This window comes from Chryseobacterium sp. WG23 (assembly GCF_024586575.1).
In the GTDB taxonomy this organism is placed as follows: Bacteria; Bacteroidota; Bacteroidia; order Flavobacteriales; family Weeksellaceae; genus Chryseobacterium.
On the sequence record NZ_JALCZE010000008.1, the window covers coordinates 181,797 to 202,314 of the forward strand.

Below are 20,518 nucleotides of genomic sequence, written 5' to 3' on the forward strand. Positions count from 1 at the left end.
CTTCTATCTAATTCAAACCTGCAACTATCCGCGAAAAACTTATCTTTGTGCTATGAAATCATTGAAAGTTGTTTTTTTAGGAACTCCGGAATTCGCAAAGACTTCTTTGGAGGCTATTCATCAATCTCATCATAACGTTGTAGGTGTTGTAACCGTTGCAGATAAAGCAAGTGGACGTGGGCAGAAAATTCACCAGTCACCTGTAAAAATATATGCTTCTGAAAATAATATTCCTGTTTTCCAACCTGAAAAATTGAGAAATCCTGAATTTTTAGAGGAACTTAGAAATCTTGAGGCTGATGTTTTTGTGGTGGTTGCTTTTAGAATGATGCCTAAGGTTCTTTTTGAAATGCCAGCTATGGGAACATTTAACCTTCACGCCTCTTTATTACCTGATTACAGAGGAGCAGCTCCCATCAATTATGCCGTAATTAATGGCGAAGAAAAAACTGGAGCCACTACATTCTTCATCAACGAAAAAATAGATGAAGGGAATATTCTTTTGCAGGAAGAACTTAAAGTTTTACCTGACGAAAATGCAGGAGCTTTGCATGACAGGCTGATGGAAATGGGTTCAAGACTGGTGGTAAGAACATTGGATGGACTGGCTGAAAATACCATTGAGGAAAGACCCCAGCCACAAGTAGAACATCCTAAAAATGCTTATAAAATATTTAAGGAGGACACCAAAATCAATTGGAATGCTCCTTCAAAGACCGTTCATCAGTTTATCCTTGGAATGTCTCCATATCCTGCAGCTTTCACCACTCTAAAAATTGGTGAGGAAGAAAAAGGATTAAAAATATTCGGGGGTAAATTTGAAATCTCAAATCACGGAAAACCTTCCGGAACTTTAGATATTTCAAAAAATGAGTTTAAAATTTATACCCAGGATGGAGTGTATTTTCCACAAGAACTTCAGTTGGAAGGAAAGAAAAGAATGACTGTAAAAGACTTTCTGAACGGCTTCAGAAATTTTGACGAAATAACATTATAAGCCTGGCTATATATTAAAACTTCAATCACAAAAGGCTTTATATTTTGTTTGAAATAAGATGGTAAGCCTTTTGTGGTTGAAGACTAACTCTTACTTACAATTTTTCTGCGTATTCGGCTTATAAACTCCGGAGTTACTCCCAAATATGCTCCAATCTGTATATTGGTAAGACGATGAGCTGTTTCAGGATATTCCTTAAGAAAGTCCAGATAACGTTCATCTGACGATTTGCTTAGATTATCAATAATCCTGCGTTGTAACGCAATAATTGACCTTTGAAACTTCAGTCTCATTAATTTTTCAATTTCAGGAATTTCAAGATAAAATTTTTCTTTATCTTTCTTTGAAATAAGAAGAATTTCACTGTCTTCAATAGCCTGAATATTGAGTTTTGATGGAACACCTGTAATAAAGCTGTCAATATCTGAAAGCCACCAGCCCTCAATTCCAAAGTACAGTATCTGTTCTGCGCCATGGGGATCTGTATGGGAAACTTTAAAACATCCATTCACTACAAACCCTTCAAATCCACAAATCTCCCCTTCTCTTAAAAGAAAATCCTTTTTCTTTATTTTCTGAAGATGAAAAGCATTACAATACTGATTCAGTTTTTCATCTGAAATATCTACATAACCTCTGATATGTGTTTTTAAAGACTTTGTCATGGTTTAAAAATAAAAAAAGGTTTAGAAAAATCCTAAACCTTTTTTGTTCTTCAATATTTTCTCAGCAAAGCTGATACTCTATTGATCATCTGTTATAACTGAACCAGCTCAGTAACTTCTACGTCATATCCTCCAACCTGAGGTTTGATATTAGGGTTTTGAGTGATTACTTTAAACTTATTAATTCCTAAATTCTTTAAGATCTGCGTTCCAATACCGTAATCTCTGTAGTTGTATGCTAAAGTAGGGTGTTGCTCCTGCCCGTCCTGATAATTCAGGAACTGCTGAAGTTTTCTCAATGTATTTTCAGAGTTGGAAACATTATTGATGAAAATAATAGCTCCTTTTCCTGCTTCATTTACCATACCGGTTACTTTTTCCAATAAAGGTTTTTCTCCGTTATTTAATCTAGTCAATACATCAAAATAAGAATCTGAAGACTGTACTCTTACTAAAACAGGCTCATCTACCGTCCATGCCCCTTTTGTCAAAGCAAAGTGGATCTGGTCATTCGAAGTTTCTCTGAACGCGTAGAAATCAAAATCACCGTAATGCGTTTTTACCTTTTTCTCTTCAAGTCTTTCAACCAGATTTCCTTTTTTAAGCTGATAATGAATTAAATCTTCAATAGAAACAATTTTCATATCATGCTTCTGAGCGAATGCGTGAAGTTCCGGTAAACGAGACATTGTACCATCTTCATTCATAATCTCACAGATTACTCCCCCTTCTTTCAATCCTGACAGATGAGTAAGGTCAATAGCAGCTTCAGTATGTCCTGCTCTTTTCAAAACGCCTCCTTTTCTTGCACGAAGCGGGAAGATATGTCCGGGTCTCATGAAATCCGTAGGTTTAGACTTTTCATCCATTAAAGCCAAAATTGTTTTAGCTCTGTCACCGGCAGAAATACCTGTAGAAGTTCCATTACCCAAAAGGTCAACAGATACGGTAAAAGCAGTTTCTTTAGGATCACTGCTTCTGCTTACCATGACCTCTAATCCAAGCTCATCACATCTTTTTTCAGGAAGAGGCATACAGATCAGTCCTCTACCGTGGAGGGCCATAAAGTTGATAATTTCCGGAGTTGTCAGTTCAGCAGCACAAAGAAAGTCACCTTCATTTTCTCTATCTTCATCATCTACTACTATGATTATTTTACCATTTTTAAGGTCTTCAATAGCCTCTGGAATAGTATTTAATTTAATATCGGACATTTTTACTTTTTATTTTTGCAAAGATACTTATAAAAATAAGCATCTGCCAATTAATATGAATGGTTTATTGTGCTTGAGATAAAGAGTTGACCGCTTCTCTTATGATTTCGTAAGATCTCAGTCTTTTCTGATGATCGTAGATATGAGAATTGATAATTAGCTCATCGACGTTGAATTTATTCTGGAAATCCTGAATTTTTTCCTGAATTTCCACCTTGTCTCCTATAAAAGTATACCTCAGCTTCTGTAAAACCATAGATTTTTCCATGGGTGACCAGATGTCATCCATATCATCTACCGGCGGTGCAAAAGGCTTTCTGTCATTTCTTACAATATTGATAAATGCCTGGAATAAGGTAGTAGAAAGCTTATGAGCCTCTTCAGAAGTTTCTGCTGCAACTCCGTTCACACAAGCCATTACATAAGGCTGACCTAAATATTGAGAAGGTTGGAAATGTTCCCTGTATATTGTAAAGGCCATTTCCATTTGCTCAGGAGCAAAATGCCCGGCAAATGCATAAGGCAGTCCAAGTTCTGCCGCCAGCCATGCACTGTCTGTGCTTGATCCCAATATATAAATTGGTATATCAAGGCCTTCTCCCGGAATAGCCCGTACCATCGCATCAGCATTTTCTTTGGAAAAATACCGTTGAAGCTCTATAATCTGTCTTGGAAACTGTTCATTAATAATCGCCGGATTTCTTCCCAATGCCTGAGCCGTTAATCCGTCTGTTCCGGGAGCCCTTCCTACACCCAGATCAATCCTTCCCGGAAAAAGAGACTCCAGGGTTCCGAATTGCTCTGCAATGATCAGAGAGCTATGATTGGGAAGCATAATTCCTCCTGAACCCACTCTTATTTTTTTTGTTCCATTGGCGATGAAACCAATTAAAACTGAGGTAGCAGAACTCGCAATACTTTCCATATTGTGATGTTCGGCAAGCCAGAATCTTGTATAGTTTAAGTTTTCAGTATGAGTAGCTAAAGATAAGCTATCCTGAAATGTATCATGAATGCTTTTTCCCTGCTTTACCGGAGCAAGGTCTAAAACAGAAATTTCAAAATTTTTCATAATTATAAATTGGGGCTTAAAAAACCAAACAAATTTAAAACATAAAAATTGCATTAGTTACTTTTTGTAATTGATAAGTCTGATCGCCAAGTTCAGGCAAAAACTATTGAAATTGAAGCTCTGTTTGATTCCTTTTGCTTACACAGATAAATACATTGCTTAAATAAATTTCAAATCATGAAAACAAAAATCATGTATATCGAAAACAAATCCTTGGGTCATCATGGTCCGGCATGAATAGGTTTTGTAAAATTTTCAAAATACGCAAAGAGTTACTATTCACACAACAAATAGTAAGAAAAAGGGATTGGCTGTAGTCAAAACCTTTTCTGTTTAATATTTCAATTAAAAATAAACAATTCTTACAAAAACAAATATTTCAATAAAAATAATTCATACATAAGAGAAATAAATTATTATATTAGTACTTAAATAAAATACACTTAAACACCACTAAAAATATTTTTATGAACAAAAAACTGACAAAAAAGACTTTCTTTATAGGTCTTATTATTGCTGCTACTTTAGCGTCTTGTAGTAAAAACAACGATGAGATTACTGCGGAGGCTCAAAACAAGGCCTTACAGCTCGAAAATGTTAAAAATGGACGACTGGAAGGGCAAGATATTACATACGAAAGGAAGAATGGAATGAATTTTTTCCAGGGAGATATTGTACTTTCCGACCAACAGCTGGCAGGAGACAACTCACTTAATAAAGGAGGCGCCAGTTTCTCAAGATGGCCGGGAGCTAAAATTTACTATAGTGTTGCCAGTAATATGGGCTCTATCAATGCTAATAAAATCACTACAGCGGTTAATGAGTATAATTCCAAAACCAATACCCAGTGGATTCCGCGCACCAATCAGGCTAATTACGTAGAATTTATTTTCGGAAGTTCATCAGGATCAGATGGATGGGCCCATATCGGGTATCAGGGTGGAAAGCAAACTATTTCTTTGGATCAATATATTTCTGTGGGATCTGTTATCCATGAAATGGGACATACTGTAGGACTTTATCATGAACATGCACGTAAAGACAGAGATCAGTATCTGAGTATCCAGTGGAACAATATTCAGGATGGGCAGGCTTATAATTTTAATAAGTATAATTCCGGAACAGATATAGGTCCTTTCAATATTAATTCGGTGATGATGTATTGGCCTAATTCCTATTCTAAAAACGGACAGCCTACTATTAAGAGGGCTAACAATACTACTTTTACCTACAACAGAACAGGTTTTACAACCGGAGATATTAATACAATCAATACGATGTATCCCTAGTTTTTACAACCAAGATATCAATTAAAAAGGAAAAGAATTCTTATGAATTCTTTTCCTTTTTATAATTATAATGATTGATCAGAATCCTGATCTCATTGAATTCAAAATTACTTGGCAATACATTCTTCCATTCTGTCAAAGTTTCTTGTGGATTTTTATAAAACTCTGTTTCAAAAGCTTTGATTTTATCGGAAGTAATTACTCTTGAAATATCCAGCAGCCCCTGTTCAGCAAATTTCGCAAGATGTCCGATTACGGTTTCTTTTACCAAACCTCTTTCCAAGGCAATTTCTCCGATGGTTTTCCCCTGTTCAAATAACTGAAAGGTTAAAACCTGTGAAGGCACTTTAGCAATTTTCAGATTGATTTCTTTATTATTTTTCTCCTCTAAAAGTTTCGTTTCAAGAAGGTGAATATCTTTCAGGCTATTCAAATATTCTTCTATATCTTCCAGCCAGTTTCTGAATTCATCGTTATATTGCTTTAAGCCTTTTGCTCCTTTTATTTCAGCATAAAACTCTTTTAACGGATTAAAAATTTTATCCCTGGTTTCCACGAAGAAAAAGTTAACAGCTCCTTTTGTTTTGCTTTCAATTTCAGACCATTCTTCTTTTTTCTCAATGAAATTATTAACCTTCTGGAAAATTATCCGCTCTAATTTTTCAAAAATCTTTCCAAGGTTTACGCTTTCATGTTTCAGCTGAAGGTACAGCTGATTGGTTTTAACATGGTCTAAATTTTTGGTAACAACAGACAGTTTATTCCAGTCTTCCACTTCTTTCAAAAACCATACACAATCTACCGTACGAAGTACTTTTCTGATGCTGTAATCATATTTTTCCTGATTCAGAATTGATTCAATATGGTCATTGGCCACAGTATCTGTATGGAAATGCAGAATCCTGTTATCTTTAAAAATAACTTCAGGAGTAATTTTTGATTTTAAAACAATTCCTTCCAATGTTCTGCAACGGGATAATGCTACATATACCTGACCGGCAGTAAAACTTTTCCCTGCATCAATGATCACCTTATCAAAGGTTAATCCCTGGCTTTTGTGGATGGTAACTGCCCAGGCTAGCTTTATCGGAAACTGCTCGAAACTCCCTAATACTTCTTCCTGAATGGTTTTATCGGTATCCAGAAAATATTTTTTCTGCTCCCAAGTCTCCCTTTTCACAGTGATTTCAAGTTCGCTTTCATCCAGAACAACCCGGATTTCATTTTCGTCCAATCCGATAATCTCACCCAATTTCCCATTGAAATATCTCTTTTCCCCGGAAATATCATTTCTGATGAACATAATCTGTGCTCCAATTTTCAATTCTAAAAATTGTTCATTAGGAAACTGATTTTCTTTAAAGTCTCCTACAAGTTTAGCTTCATAGGTTTGTGCATCCACTTTTATTTCTGCCAGCTTTTCCTGGTTGATCTCATCAGCCATTTTATTATGAGAGCACAAGTAAACGTAAGATTCTTTTCCTATATTGAAGTCAGGATCATACCTTTTATTCAGGTAATCAAAATCTATATTTGCCACATCCCCATCACGGATAGCATTCAGAATTTCTAAGAACTCTTCATCAGACTGCCTGTACACTTTCGTCAGCTCAATGGTCACTAAAGGAATATCTTTAATGGCATGGCTATCAAAAAAGAATGGTGAATTATAGTACATTTTTAGAATATGCTCATCCCTCACTACCGGCGGAAGCTGATAAAGATCTCCGATGAACAGCATTTGTACTCCTCCAAACCTTTGATTATTTCTTCTGATAAACCGTAAAGAAAAATCCATCATGTCCAAAACATCTGCTCTTAACATGGAAACCTCATCAATAATAATGATCTCAACTTCTCTTAAAAGCTTAAGTTTATCCTTTCGGTATTTAAAATGGGGCATCAGGTCAGCTATATTATTAGCCAAACTGGTATCTATCCTTTCTGTGGTAGGCAGAAAAGTTCTTAACGGCAATCCAAACATAGAATGGATGGTAACTCCCCCTGCATTGATTGCGGCAATACCGGTAGGTGCCACTACCACATGTTTTTTCTTTGTCCGTTTTACAAAGTCATTAAGAAATGTAGTCTTTCCTGTCCCTGCTTTTCCAGTTAGAAAGACACTTCGGTTCGTGTGCTCTAATAAGTCAAAAAAATGATTGTTCATCGTTGTCAAAAATACGGAAATGAATTTGATTTTCTTACCTTGGCATAAGTTTTGAAAATTCTTATAAAGAACAATGTCTATAATGAAAAAAAAATTTATCCTTATTCCTCTGCTAGTATTATGTACTACATTTACTCTTACTTCATGTAATACCTCGAAGAATGCAAATACCAATCTTCCGAAAGATATTTCTGAAAGACCTGCCGATCAGGACAGTCAAAAATACGACCAGGCTTTATTGGATAAATTAAAAGCATCCATTGAATCTGAGGTTTCAGGTGAAAAATGTACTGATGTGAATGAATGGGCATTTGCTCCAATGGGACTAAAGTCGTGCGGCGGACCACAGCAGTATATTGCTTACCCCAAGAAAATAGAAGTCTCTATCTTGTCGAGAATCAATGAATACACGGAAAAGGTCAGGATTTTTAATGAAAAATATAATATTGTGTCTGATTGTATGATGATCCCTGCTCCTACGTCTCTTAAATGTGTCAATGGAAAGATAAGGCTCATCACTCCGGATAACAATTAAAAATAAAGCAAAGGTTCTATACTCAAATCATTACAAATTCTTTTTAGGAATTTTTATACTAGGATGATATACAAAGCTCCATCAAAATATGGAGCTTTGTTATATATTGATGTAAAGATAAATGAAGTTTTGGTTTCAGAAGAGAAAATTATTCCATCCTGAAACCCGCAACAGATATCCTCGATTATAATTCGTAATCTTTTACATTTTCCTTATACCACGAAGAGTATTTTACATAATTATCTGCAATCCTGTTTACCTCTCCTTCCAGTAACTGGGCATTGATATCTTTAATTTTCCTGGCAGGAACGCCCCCCCAAACTTCTCCGGATTTAATATGAGTTCCCTGGGTCACTACAGATCCTGCACCTACGATGGAATTTTCTTCCACCAGGCAGTCATCCATTACAATAGCTCCCATTCCGATCAGGACATTATCTTTGATTGTACATCCATGAACAATAGCATTATGGCCAATGGAAACATTATTTCCGATATTCAAAGGATGTTTCTGGTAGGTACAGTGCAGCATTGCATTATCCTGAACATTTACTTTATCTCCCATTTTAATATAATGCACATCACCTCTGATTACTGCGTTATACCAAACACTGCAGTCTCTTCCCATGGTAACATCTCCTATAATGGTTGCTGTTTCTGCTAAGAAAGTATTCTCTCCGATCTGTGGTATTTTCCCTAAAAGTTCTTTTACAAGTGCCATAGTTTTAATTTGAAATTTAAAAAATAAGTTTGGTTGAAAATTATAATTTACCTCATTTTTATTTAGAGTATCAAACTTCTAAATTAAAGCGATAGCAAAAATCTAACTCCTAACTTTCAGCTTCTAACTTCTAATGCGTATTTTTGTATCTCAAATTTAACGAAAAAATGCGTACCGTACTTATAGAACCAACTGAAAATCCAAAAGTGATGAAATTTGTAGCAGATTACAATCTCATCCCGGGATCTTTAGAATTGGACCGAAACTCAGATATTTCAGAAATTCCTTTAGCACAAGAACTTTTCAATTATCCTTTTGTGGAAAGAGTTTTCATTACCGCTAATTTTGTAGCTGTAGCCAAACAGGATACCATAGAATGGGAACATGTTGCTGAAAGTCTGAAAAATGTGATTGAAGATGAGCTATTGGCAAACCCAAGAATTTATCTTCAGAAGAAAAAAGAGATGTATCAGATTTATTCTGAAATGACTCCTAACCCCAACGTGATGAAATTTGTGTCAAGCAAATTACTGATGGATGGTTTTGTAGAAGTAAAATCAAGAGATGCAGCCGCTGAAGTTCCTTTAGCTGAAGCTATCTTCAAAGAATTTGATTTTGCTACTGAAGTTTTTATTTCTGATAATTTCGTGGCTGTTACCAAAGATCATTCTGTAGAATGGCATCAGGTAATGATGACTGTTCGTGCCCATATTGCCGAATATCTTCAGAATGGAGGTGAAATATCAAAGGCTGAACCTCAGAAACATGAAAATCCTGTTGAAAAAATCATCAACAGAGATTATACGGATGATGAGCAAAAGATCTCTGATATCCTGAATGAATATGTTGCTCCTGCAGTAGAAAATGATGGCGGAAAAATTTCTTTAATGGAATATGATGAAGCGAGCAAGACTGCAAAAATGCTTTTACAGGGCGCTTGCTCAGGATGTCCAAGTTCTACGGCTACTTTGAAAAACGGAATTGAGAACATTTTAAAGCAATTTGTTCCCGATTTGGTGGAAAGAGTGGAAGCTGTCAACGGATAACAGAAATAAAATGCCTCCCGGAAATAAAATTGTAATAATTATTGGAAGTGCTTCAAAAAACTCCAGTAATCAGAAATTGATAGAACAGGTGCTGGAGCAGCATCCGCATGTTAATTTCAAAATGATTGAAGATCTTTCTGCTCTTCCTCATTTTGATACTGCATTAACGGATCGCCATACTCCGGAAAATATAGTAAGAATCAGAGAAGAAATTCAACATTCAGCGGGTGTTTTATTCTGTACACCGGAATATATTTTCAGCATTCCCGGGAGATTAAAAAATCTTTTGGAATGGTGTGTTTCCACGACTGTTTTTTCTGAGAAACCTGTAGCAGTCATTACTGCTTCAGCAAGTGGAGAAAAAGGTCACGAAGAACTATTAATGATTTTAAAAACTCTCGGAGCAACAATAGCAGCAGATCATCAGCTGCTGATAAAAGGAATAAAGGGGAAATTTAACAGTGATGGCTCAGTTGAAAATAATACCTTTGCCAGAGTCTCAGAATTAGTAACAGATTTTAACAGGTCTGTTTCATAATTAAAATAAAAAATATTGGATAAAAAAGGAATTTTACTGGTAAATCTTGGATCTCCAAAGTCTACAGCGGTAAACGATGTAAAAGAATATCTTGATGAATTTTTGATGGATGAAAGGGTAATTGATTACCGTTGGATCTTTAGAGCCCTTCTTGTTCGTGGGATTATTTTAAACACAAGACCTGCAAAATCTGCTGAAGCTTATAAAACAGTTTGGACAGATAAAGGGTCTCCTCTTATCGTTATTACTGAACAGATTCAGAAGAAACTTCAGAAAGTGGTAGATGTTCCTGTAGAAATCGGAATGCGATATGCTGAACCGAGTATTGAAACCGGTATTCAGAAGTTAGTGGATCAGGGGGTTTCTGAAATTGTTCTTTTCCCACTGTACCCTCAATATGCTATGAGTACAACCGAAACAGTCATTGAAAAGGCAGAAGAGGTAAGAAAAAAGAAATTCCCAAAAGTAAAGATCAATTATATCCAGCCTTTCTATAACAGGGATATTTATATCAACTGTCTTGCGGAGAGTATTAAAGAAAAGCTTCCTGAAAACTTTGATGCACTGCAGTTTTCTTATCATGGCGTTCCTGAAAGGCATATCTATAAAACAGATCCGTCCAAAACCTGTAAAATTGATGACGCCAACTGTATCAACAGTCAGGTAGACACTCACAACGCGTATTGCTACAGACATCAGTGTTATAAAACCACTGAAGCTGTGATTGCTAAGATGGGCCTTCCAAAAGAAAAAACTATTGTTTCTTTCCAGTCAAGACTGGGAAAAGACAAATGGATTGAGCCCTATACGGATGAAACCCTGGAAACTATTCCGAAAAAAGGAGTAAAAAACCTTGCAGTGGTTTGTCCTGCTTTTGTTTCAGATTGCCTTGAGACTTTAGAGGAAATTTCCGTGGAAGGAAAAGAGCAGTTCATGCATGGCGGGGGTGAAAATTTCCACTATATTCCATGTCTGAATGATGAAGACCGGTGGATCGAAGTGGTAAAAACACTTTGCGAAGAAAAACTTAATGATTTCTATTTGGTATAATCTCACTTCAATAAAAATATAGAAAAGGCCACAAGCAAATTGCTTGTGGCCTTTTTTAATCGACTATACTAAGGATTATTTTTTAATCAGATTTCCTGCATTCTGACCATTCACGGTTACAACGTATACACCAGGCAGGATATTAGGAAGTTGTATATTTATTCTGTTTTCTCCGTCAGTAAGATTCACTTTTTCAGAAAGCTCTCTTTTACCTGTTAAACTCACTACTTCTACCACTCCATTTCCGGCTTTCGTTTCAAATTCCACCATAAACCTGTCTGTGGCAGGATTCGGGCTGATTTTATATGGAGAAACTTTTGATGCAGAAGCAATAAGTCCTGCCGGAGAAGTGCCTCCTCCAACACCTACGGCATTCCAGGCATTGGTAACCTGTGTTACTTCATTACTTCCGGCTCCATATAAATCTGCCGCTGCCTGCAAAGAATACGTTCTTGCATTGGCATACGTAGAAGTAGACGTAAGATAAGTAGTCAATGTTCTGTAAGCAACTGCCCCTGCCTTATCCAATCCGATTGCAGAAACATTATAAGCAAACCCCTTGTCATTAGTTCCCGTTCCACCATTTACTAATAAATAATACCAGAAATTAAGAACTCCTGAATTTGTGTGAACTCCACATTGATCATTTAAGTTACTAGGCTTTCTACATCCTGAAACTGAAGCATCTTTCCAGTAAGTTCCCATATAGGTATCCGGTTGATTGTAAGCATTAGGGTTGGCCATATCTCTGATTGGATAATTGAAATCTTCTCCTACCTTCCAGCTTGCCTGTGCAGGTCTTGCCCAGAGCTCTATTGTATTACCAAAAACATCAGAAAAACCTTCATTTAATGCTCCTGATTCTCTCTGATACACCAGGTTTGCCGTTTTCTCAGTCATACCATGAGTGATTTCATGTCCACAAACATCAATAGCTGTTAATGGCATGTTCCCGTTTCGGGAATCTCCATCCCCATAAAGCATTCTTGATCCATCCCAATAAGCATTGAATAAATTCAGTTTGTAATGTACATATGATTTTATTGCAAAATTATTATTGTCAATACTCTTTCTGCCATATTTTGTGAAATAATAATCCAGTGTCATTTCCGCACCCCAATGAGCATCAGTAGCATATTGATCTTTATTAGTATTAACATTATTCCATGCATTATCAGTATCTGTAAAATCTACAGCTGCTGAAAAGTCAATTCCTTTATTCAAATTATAAGTTTCCACTGCGGTTCCACCATTTCTTCCAGTTTCTCTTAATCTATAGCTTCCGTTATAAGAATCAGCTATGATATTCCGATTTCCGCTATAAACGGTTGTGCCTGTTCCCGGGGTATTTATCTCATGGATGATTGCATTTGTTCCCAATATCTCACCGTTCTTAGCATCTACAAAAACATATTGTCTGCTTTCAGGCTTTTCTGCATAGATATCAAATTTATAAGCAAGCTTTACATCGGATAATTTTTCATCAGAAGGATTAGAGTAATAAACAAGCTCTCCTTTCGGGGCAAAAGTGGCATTAGGATCATTTGATTCTTTTTTAAGAAACTCTTCCTCTTCTTTATTCTGCCATTTATAAGATTCAGCTCCTACAAACGACAATGCATTTTGCAGAGCTACAGCTTCAGAAACATTGGCTTTTTTCGCTATACCGGCAGGAACTTTAAGAATCCATTTTCCTGATTCTCCAACAATTTTACCTCCTTTAGTCTGTACGGCCATCATTCCGTATTCTACAGGAATTCCGTCAATTGTTTGTTGAAATCTATGGGTTTCAAAGCCCAATGCATCTTTTTCTAATCCAAGTTTGCGGGCTTGTCCCGATGAAAGCCTTTGAGAGGCTTCATCAAATAAAACAGGCTGGCCTTTAAAATCGGGGCCATTTTTATCAAATCGCATAAATTCTGCGTGTAATCCGCTTTTACCCGGAAGTAATTTTGATGGTGTGTTTTGTCCAAAAACAAAAGAGCAGGCAGCAACGCTTGCCACTAAAATAAACTTTGTTCTCATAATAATATCTGTTAAATACAGGAACGAATTTATATATTTCCAACAACAAAAAGACATATTTAATAATTAAAATACAATTCATATTGCAAACTATTAAATAAAATACAATTATGATTTTATGAAAAAAGGAATTAATTAAAGATAATTTTATCATTAAGAAATACTTTAATTGATAATATTAATACAAATCAAAATTTTGTGAATTAAAACTTTAATTATGTACTACATTGTATTTTACACCTCAAATAGACCCCTATTTTCTTAAAACTCAGCATTCATGAGGTTTTACAAAAAAATAGGCTATCTCATCAGAGACAGCCTATTTTTTTAAATATATTAGAGATTATTTTTTAATCAGATTTCCTGCATTCTGACCATTCACGGTTACAACATATACACCAGGCAGGATATTAGAAGGAAGTTGTATATTTATTTTGTTTCCTCCATCAGTAAGGTTCACTTTTTCAGAAAGCTCTCTCTTACCTGTTAAACTTACTACTTCTACCACTCCATTTCCGGCTTTCGCTTCAAATTCCACCATAAACCTGTCTGTGGCAGGATTCGGGCTGATTTTATATGGAGAAACTTTTGATGCTGAGGCAATAAGTCCTGCAGAAGAAGTACCTCCTCCAACACCTACGGCATTCCAGGCATTGGTAACCTGTGTTACTTCATTACTTCCGGCTCCATATAAATCTGCTGCTGCCTGCAAAGAATACGTTCTCGCATTGGCATACGTAGATGTTGAAGTTAAATAGGAAGTCAACGTTCTGTAAGCAACTGCACCTGCTTTATCCAACCCGATTCCGGAAACATTATAAGCAAATCCATTATCATTGGTTCCTGAACCTCCTGTTACTAATAAATAATACCAGAAGTTAAGGACTCCTGAATTGGTATGAACTCCACAATAATCGTTTGTTGTTTGTCCCGGTACAGCGCAGCCTGTAGTGGTAGCATCTTTCCAGTATTTTCCTTTATAAGTATCCGGCTGGCTATATGCATTAGGATTCGCCATATCTCTGATCACATAGCTAAAGTCTTCTCCTAAAGTCCAGCTGGCCTGGGTAGGTCTTGCCCAGCGTTCGATAGAATTTCCAAAGATATCGGAGAATCCTTCATTTAATGCTCCCGGTTCTCTCTGATACACAAGATTAGCTGTTTTAGAAGTCATTCCGTGAGTGATTTCATGACCACAAACATCAATCGCAGTTAACGGTTTACCTCCATTTGTAGTGGAACTTCCATCCCCATAAGTCATTCTGGAACCATCCCAGAAAGCATTGAAATAATTGGTTGAATAATGAACATAGGATTTGATCGCAAAATTATTGTTGTCAATACTTTTTCTTCCAAATTTTGTATATAGATAATCTAAAGTCATCTCTGCTCCCCAATGGGCATCTGTAGCATACTGATCTTTATTCGTGTTAACATTATTCCATACATTATCAGTATCTGTAAAATCTACAGCTGATGAATAACTGGTCCCTTTTTTCAAATTATAGGTTTCTACAGCTGTTCCTGCATTTCTTCCGGTTTCTCTTAATCTGTAGCTTCCATTGTAAGAGTCAGCTACGATATTCCGATTTCCGCTGTAACCGGTAGTAGCCGTTCCCGGAGTATTTACTTCATGGATGATGGCATCTACGCCTAACACTTTTCCATTCTTAGCATCTACAAAAACATATTGCCTGCTCAATGGTTTCTCTGAATAGATGTCAAATTTGTATGCTAATACTAAATCATTCAGCTTTTCATCAGTAGGATCTGAATAATATACCAATTCACCTTTCGGGGCATAGCTGGCATTAGGATCATTTGAATCTTTTTTAAGAAAATCTTCCTCTTCTTTATTCTGCCACTTATAAGCGTCTGCTCCTACAAATGACAATGCACTTTGTAATGCTATATTTTCGGAGATATTTGCTTTTTTCTCAATTTTTTCAGGGACTTTAAGAATCCATTTTCCTGATTCTCCAACAATTTTGCCTCCTTTAATCTGTACGGCCATCATTCCGTATTCCACAGGAATATCATTTACGGTTTGTTGAAATCTGTGGGTTTCAAATCCCAGGGCATCTTTTTCAAGTCCCAGTTTGCGGGCCTGTCCCGATGAAAGCCTTTGAGAAGTTTCATCAAATAAAACCGGACCTCCCTGAAAAGTGGGTGCGTTTTTATCAAACCTCATAAATTCTGCGTGTAATCCGCTTTTACCCGGAACTAATTTTGATGGTGTGTTTTGCCCAAAAACAAAAGAGCAGGCAGCAACGCTTGCCACTAAAATAAACTTTGTCTTCATAATAATTTTTGTTAGTGTGAAAAACGAATTTATAAATTTTCATCAATAAAATGATTAATTTAATGAATAAAATTCAATAGATACTATAAATCGATTAATAAAACACAATAATGATTTTATAAAAAAAGGAATTAATTAAAGATAATTTTATGATTAAAAAAGGTTTTAATTAATAATATTAACACAAATCAAATTTTTGTGAATTAAAATTTTAATTATGTGTTACATTGTATTTTACCGCTCAAATAATCTAGTATTTTTCAGAGAAATCAGTATTCATATGGCTTTACAAAAAATAGGCTATCTCGTCGGAAATAGCCTATTTTTTTTTAATATACTGGATATTATTTTTATTTCTCAAAAGCAAAGAATTCTTTACCGTTTATTTCCAATTGGAGTCCTAAATTCTCCATATCCCATCAGACCGTCATAGTTTCTTCCGAATGGAGCATAATATAAAAATGCCTGATACAGGTTTTCTGTCTGCCAGAAATTTCCGTTTATTTCTCCAAAATTTAGAGATCCGTCACTTTCTTTAGTTGCCAGAACATAGTTATAAAATCCTTGCTTCAGAAAAATTTTAGCTACATATTGTTTACTGGCGGCATCATACTGCATCTGATTTTCTTTGCCCGGCTTATATCCGTTAAATCCTCCAAGAATATAAATGTCTTTATCTACAGGATCAGAATCCAAATAAAAGTAGACCCATGAATAGTCTGCTTCTCTTTCAGCATCTCTTTCTCTTCCTAAGTCATTTCTTCTGTAATACCATGCTCCGTTTACGTCGGGCTGATATTGATAATTTAAAGGGAAAGCCCAAACCGGATGCAAATACGTCTGGTTTACACCGTCTTTTATTTCTACAGTACGAACCATATCCGCAGGGGTATTCATATTTTTATTATCAAAATAATAAAATTCATTATCTCCCGGAAAACTGAGGTTCATCTGCTGAAAAAGCAACTGATTTCCTAAAACAGTACTTGCTTTCAAATTCGAAATGGTCGTATTTGGGTTGTTATTCTGCATCACATTCAGTGTCATAGAATTAACATTGGAAGAAAGATCACCGCCGCTGGGCACTGCTTTTACCTCTACTCTTTGATTGATATTAGGTTTTTTGGCATCTGCTATTCTTGAAATATTGAGAGCTAATGAAGCGGCATCTTCTACCAGATAAAAACGTCTTTTGAAAAGTGGTTTATCTGCAGAGTCTTTATAAACAATCAGCTCAAAGTTACCTGAAATTTTCGCTTGTATTTTATCATTGGGAAAAGTCAGTTTATAGTGAGTATAAGCCTGTAATGTATTAAAAGAATACTGGAACTGATCAAGAAGGCCATTCATGCTTCCTGTGGCAAACTCTGTAAAAAACAGGTTATCGTCATTCCAGTTTCTGTCGTAATGTTTGATCGTGTATCGATAAATTTCACTGGCATTGGTAAGGTCATCAAAAGTTAACACCAGTTTTTCATCTGAATTAAATTTAATGACAGGAGTTTCGTCATTCGTTTGTGGGTTGAATAATTGGATACTCTGGATATTTTGTCCATACACCAATCCGCCCAAAGAGAGTAAAAGTATTCGCAAAGTTTTCATTATGACGAAGATAACGAAAAATCGGCATTTTCTTAATAATATCGTATTTTTGAAATAAAAATATTCGGATATGCTTCAGATTCAGGGTTTCGTTTTCAATTTTGCGAGCGAAAATACATATATTGTCTACAACGAAAATAAAAACGCCTGGCTTATTGATCCGGGAAATATGAACGGACAGGAAACTCAGGCCATTGAAAAATTCATCACAGAAAATGGCTTACAAATTCAGAAAATCCTTCTGACTCATGCTCACATTGATCATGTTTTGGGACTTCAGTGGGCTTCTGACACATTTAAAGTACCGGTTAATATGCACAAAGAAGACCAGGAGGTTTTGGATATGCTTCAGGCAAGCGGATTAAGATTCGGAATGAGTATAGATCCTGTAAAAGTAGAGATAAACTATGTAAAAGAAGGTGACGAGCTGGATCTTGATGGAGAAAAGTTTAAGATCTATCATGTTCCGGGGCATTCTCCGGGAAGTGTAGTGTATCACAATGAAAATCAGAAGTTCATGATTTCAGGTGATGTTCTTTTTGAAGGCAGCATTGGAAGAACAGATTTATACAAAGGAAATTATGAGCAGCTTATCGACGGTATCAGAACTAAGCTTTTTGTTTTACATGATGATACTCAGGTATTTTCCGGACATGGAAACCCTACTTCAATCGGTTTTGAAAAGCAGTATAATCCATTTTTTAATTAGATGGGTACGGTATTCGGGTCAGCGGGTACAAACATCTGCCCGGTCTGTGAGAGCCTATAAAAAAAAGAAACCGCCAGAAAAATCCTGACGGTTTCACGTTATAAAGAAATAGAGTTTAAAAATCTAAAGTAACGGATGCCCTGGCTGCAGCTCCCATAATAGGTCTGGCCATTCTTATATTGGTACCGGTAACTGTTTGAGATCGTGGATCTCCTTCTGTAATTCCAATAGTATTAAAGATATTAGTTCCATCTACTGCAAAACGGATTTTTCCTAACTGATAAGACATTCCTGCGCCAAATTCTGTAAATGACGGCAGAATATTATCATCTGTATTTCCCTCATTCTGATAACGCTTACCATAATAATTCATACTAACATAGGTCCTCCATTCTTTCGTAATATTGACTGCTGGAGAAATATTGAAATAGAACTTAGGAATTCTTCTTACCAAATTACCATCATAGTCAAAGGTAGATCCATCATTATTTCTTCCTGTAAAATCTTTATATTTTGGATTTTGAATTGTTCCATTAAATGTCACCTCAAGAATATTATTGAATAGTCTTGTATACCCTTCAATTTCTACTCCAAAATTGGTTGTATTAGCAAATTTATTTTCAGAAGTTCCGTCGGAGAACACATCTGTAAACGAAAGGTTTTTAAGAGTCGAATAAAAAGGAATCACTGCAATATCAAAGGTACGCGAATAGTATTTGTATCCCACTTCCAACTGATTGGTCTGCACAGGCTTAATCTGGCTCAGGTCTGACATATTATTATAATAAGCTTCCTCATTTGGAGATCTGAAACCACTGGAAAAACGGGCATATACAGCATTTTCTCTATTAATCTTATAATTGGAGGCCAATGTATAAGAAACCTTATTAACATCGTAGTACCAATAGGTATATTTATTACCCAGTACTGCCATATTATCATCTGCCGTCGTAGTATTAAAACCATTTGTGCCATCTACCGTCAAACCAGAATTATTTAGGTTCGCAGTGGTTGTATTTACCCCATATCCTTTATAAAAATCGCGGCTGTAACGCATTCCTCCATTGAAACTCCATGCATCCGTAATATTATAATCCAGGTTCAGATAGAGATCGTTCAAACTTCCCTGAATTTGAGAATCTCTAATTAAGAAAGACATGTCCATTACGCCGTTATATGTCTTGGAGTATCCTACATCAGACGGATTAAGTGAAGGGTTTACCAGGTTCAACAATTGAGGTCTATCTGTAGCCGTAGTCAAAATATTACTCCAGTTCCAATATTGATGAGACTTCCAGCTCGACTTATAAAACCCTGCTGTTACATTTCCTTTGTCAAATTTATAATTAAGCTGTAAGTCATTCACAAAATTATTCATCTGCTTGTCGATGGCCCAGAAACCTAGTTTTTGGACATATTGAGGATTTACAGCAGTTCCGTTACTTACAAGAGAATATTGATAATTACTCATTCCTAATCCACCATCTTTTGGATCGTCCTTAGCAAAATTAGAAGCCAATTTCGGAGCTCCTGCAGGAAACATACCCGTATAATTCATATTGATATTGGTATATCTCGTCTTATTTAAAACACTGAAATTATTTCCCAGATCATATTTAAATTCTGCCCCTACTACATCCACTTTCGGGTGAATTCCATCTTCCAGATTTCTATTAAAAAATCCTCCTCCGGCCTGAGGGATATTCAACTGACTGATTGCCCTGTAGCTATAGGTTCCATAGTTAGGATCAAAGCCCGGAAATTCTTTTAAGGTATTCCCGTCCTGAATCAGAGGAATTGGGAGATAAAATGTATTTCTGTCGTCCAGTTTTTTATAATATACTTTCACATATCCTTTATCAAAGACATATTTCAGATTCATCCTGATCTGGCCTCCATTATTGGCTTTGAAACCGGTTTTTCTGATTCCGTCATCCGTTCTGTAGAAACCTCCTATGTTGAAGAACAATTGATCTTTTACCAATGCTCCTCCCACATTGAGGTCTGTACGCATTAATCCGTAAGTACTGGTTTCAATTTTCGCTGTTCCTTTAAAATCGTTGGTTCCTTCTTTAGTAATAAAGTTGATCAGTCCTCCGGGAGAATTATTGGCATAGATAGAACCTGACCCTCCTCTTAAAGCTTCCAGGCGTCCTACAGTATTATCTACACGGAAAAAATTATCAGCATTGGCAAATTGAAGCGCCCCATCTTCAAAAACCGGAAGACCATCCTCCTGTACCTGCACAAATTCATAAGCTCCCGCAGAAGGAATTCCTCTTGCAAAAAGGTTATTGCCTACCTCACCACCGGAGGTTTCTACTGCAAACCCGGGAACTCTTTGCAGCAAAGCAGCAGCACTGATAGGATTCTGTTTTTGAATTTCCTTAGCACTGAAAGTAGAAATCGCGGTACTGGATTCTATTTTTTTCTTTGGATTAGAATTTCCGGTAATAACGATCTGGTCGATGGAAGAGACTTTCGCGGAGTCCTGCGGTGTTTCCTGAGCATACACATTATTGAAGTACAATGTAGCTGTGGCGGCAATTAAAAAGATTGATTTATTTTTCATAGCCCTATTTTTTT

16 protein-coding genes are annotated in these 20,518 nt (G+C 36.1%); 7 read left to right on the top strand and 9 right to left on the bottom strand.

What is annotated here, in order from left to right; all coding sequences use genetic code 11:
- Positions 1-52 precede the first annotated feature (52 nt).
- Positions 53-997 (top strand): methionyl-tRNA formyltransferase, encoded by a 945-nt coding sequence (gene fmt / locus MP477_RS13915; protein WP_257190882.1) that lies wholly within the window; start codon positions 53-55, stop codon positions 995-997.
- 83 nt (positions 998-1,080) lie between these two features.
- Here the strand turns inward: fmt and MP477_RS13920 are convergent, their stop codons facing one another.
- From MP477_RS13920 to MP477_RS13930, 3 genes are all read right to left on the bottom strand, one after another.
- The gene (locus tag MP477_RS13920) at positions 1,081-1,662 is read right to left on the bottom strand and encodes a Crp/Fnr family transcriptional regulator (protein WP_257190883.1); all 582 of its coding nucleotides are present in this window, start codon (positions 1,660-1,662) and stop codon (positions 1,081-1,083) included.
- A gap of 92 nt (positions 1,663-1,754) precedes the next feature.
- The gene (ribB, locus tag MP477_RS13925; protein ID WP_047490331.1) at positions 1,755-2,876 is read right to left on the bottom strand and encodes a 3,4-dihydroxy-2-butanone-4-phosphate synthase; all 1,122 of its coding nucleotides are present in this window, start codon (positions 2,874-2,876) and stop codon (positions 1,755-1,757) included.
- A 64-nt stretch (positions 2,877-2,940) separates the two neighbouring features.
- Complete coding sequence (locus tag MP477_RS13930) at positions 2,941-3,948, bottom strand: LLM class flavin-dependent oxidoreductase (protein WP_230040804.1); 1,008 nt, start codon at positions 3,946-3,948, stop codon at positions 2,941-2,943.
- 467 nt (positions 3,949-4,415) lie between these two features.
- Between MP477_RS13930 and MP477_RS13935 the strand changes: the two genes are divergently transcribed.
- Positions 4,416-5,237, top strand: a complete 822-nt coding sequence (locus MP477_RS13935; RefSeq protein ID WP_257190884.1) for a M12 family metallopeptidase — start codon at positions 4,416-4,418, stop codon at positions 5,235-5,237.
- A gap of 40 nt (positions 5,238-5,277) precedes the next feature.
- Here the strand turns inward: MP477_RS13935 and MP477_RS13940 are convergent, their stop codons facing one another.
- Positions 5,278-7,404 carry a helix-turn-helix domain-containing protein gene (locus MP477_RS13940; protein ID WP_257190885.1) on the bottom strand — a complete coding sequence of 709 codons (2,127 nt, stop codon included), beginning with the start codon at positions 7,402-7,404 and terminating at the stop codon, positions 5,278-5,280.
- A gap of 82 nt (positions 7,405-7,486) precedes the next feature.
- Between MP477_RS13940 and MP477_RS13945 the strand changes: the two genes are divergently transcribed.
- Complete coding sequence (locus MP477_RS13945) at positions 7,487-7,939, top strand: hypothetical protein (protein ID WP_257190886.1); 453 nt, start codon at positions 7,487-7,489, stop codon at positions 7,937-7,939.
- A 184-nt stretch (positions 7,940-8,123) separates the two neighbouring features.
- Here MP477_RS13945 and MP477_RS13950 read toward each other — a convergent pair whose 3' ends face one another.
- A complete protein-coding gene (locus tag MP477_RS13950; RefSeq protein WP_230040812.1) occupies positions 8,124-8,660 on the bottom strand; it encodes a gamma carbonic anhydrase family protein in 537 nt (178 codons plus the stop codon).
- A 167-nt stretch (positions 8,661-8,827) separates the two neighbouring features.
- Between MP477_RS13950 and MP477_RS13955 the strand changes: the two genes are divergently transcribed.
- Genes MP477_RS13955 through hemH form a run of 3 tightly spaced genes read left to right on the top strand, consistent with a single transcriptional unit; the run spans position 8,828 to position 11,294 of the window.
- Complete coding sequence (locus tag MP477_RS13955; protein WP_257190887.1) at positions 8,828-9,706, top strand: NifU family protein; 879 nt, start codon at positions 8,828-8,830, stop codon at positions 9,704-9,706.
- Between the two features lie 10 nt (positions 9,707-9,716).
- Complete coding sequence (locus MP477_RS13960; protein ID WP_257190888.1) at positions 9,717-10,244, top strand: NADPH-dependent FMN reductase; 528 nt, start codon at positions 9,717-9,719, stop codon at positions 10,242-10,244.
- A gap of 15 nt (positions 10,245-10,259) precedes the next feature.
- Positions 10,260-11,294, top strand: a complete 1,035-nt coding sequence (gene hemH / locus MP477_RS13965) for a ferrochelatase (protein WP_257190889.1) — start codon at positions 10,260-10,262, stop codon at positions 11,292-11,294.
- 75 nt (positions 11,295-11,369) lie between these two features.
- On the opposite strand, the gene MP477_RS13970 is transcribed toward hemH, so the two are convergent.
- From MP477_RS13970 to MP477_RS13980, 3 genes are all read right to left on the bottom strand, one after another.
- Positions 11,370-13,319, bottom strand: a complete 1,950-nt coding sequence (locus tag MP477_RS13970) for a M4 family metallopeptidase (RefSeq protein WP_257190890.1) — start codon at positions 13,317-13,319, stop codon at positions 11,370-11,372.
- 343 nt (positions 13,320-13,662) lie between these two features.
- On the bottom strand, positions 13,663-15,621 hold the full coding sequence (locus MP477_RS13975) for a M4 family metallopeptidase (RefSeq protein WP_257190891.1): 1,959 nt from the start codon (positions 15,619-15,621) through the stop codon (positions 13,663-13,665).
- 375 nt (positions 15,622-15,996) lie between these two features.
- The gene (locus MP477_RS13980; protein ID WP_257190892.1) at positions 15,997-17,223 is read right to left on the bottom strand and encodes a DUF5103 domain-containing protein; all 1,227 of its coding nucleotides are present in this window, start codon (positions 17,221-17,223) and stop codon (positions 15,997-15,999) included.
- 70 nt (positions 17,224-17,293) lie between these two features.
- Here MP477_RS13980 and MP477_RS13985 point away from each other — a divergent pair, with 70 nt between their 5' ends.
- Positions 17,294-17,932 (top strand): MBL fold metallo-hydrolase, encoded by a 639-nt coding sequence (locus MP477_RS13985; RefSeq protein ID WP_257190893.1) that lies wholly within the window; start codon positions 17,294-17,296, stop codon positions 17,930-17,932.
- 115 nt (positions 17,933-18,047) lie between these two features.
- Here the strand turns inward: MP477_RS13985 and MP477_RS13990 are convergent, their stop codons facing one another.
- Positions 18,048-20,504 carry a TonB-dependent receptor gene (locus tag MP477_RS13990; protein WP_257190894.1) on the bottom strand — a complete coding sequence of 819 codons (2,457 nt, stop codon included), beginning with the start codon at positions 20,502-20,504 and terminating at the stop codon, positions 18,048-18,050.
- Positions 20,505-20,518 lie beyond the last annotated feature (14 nt).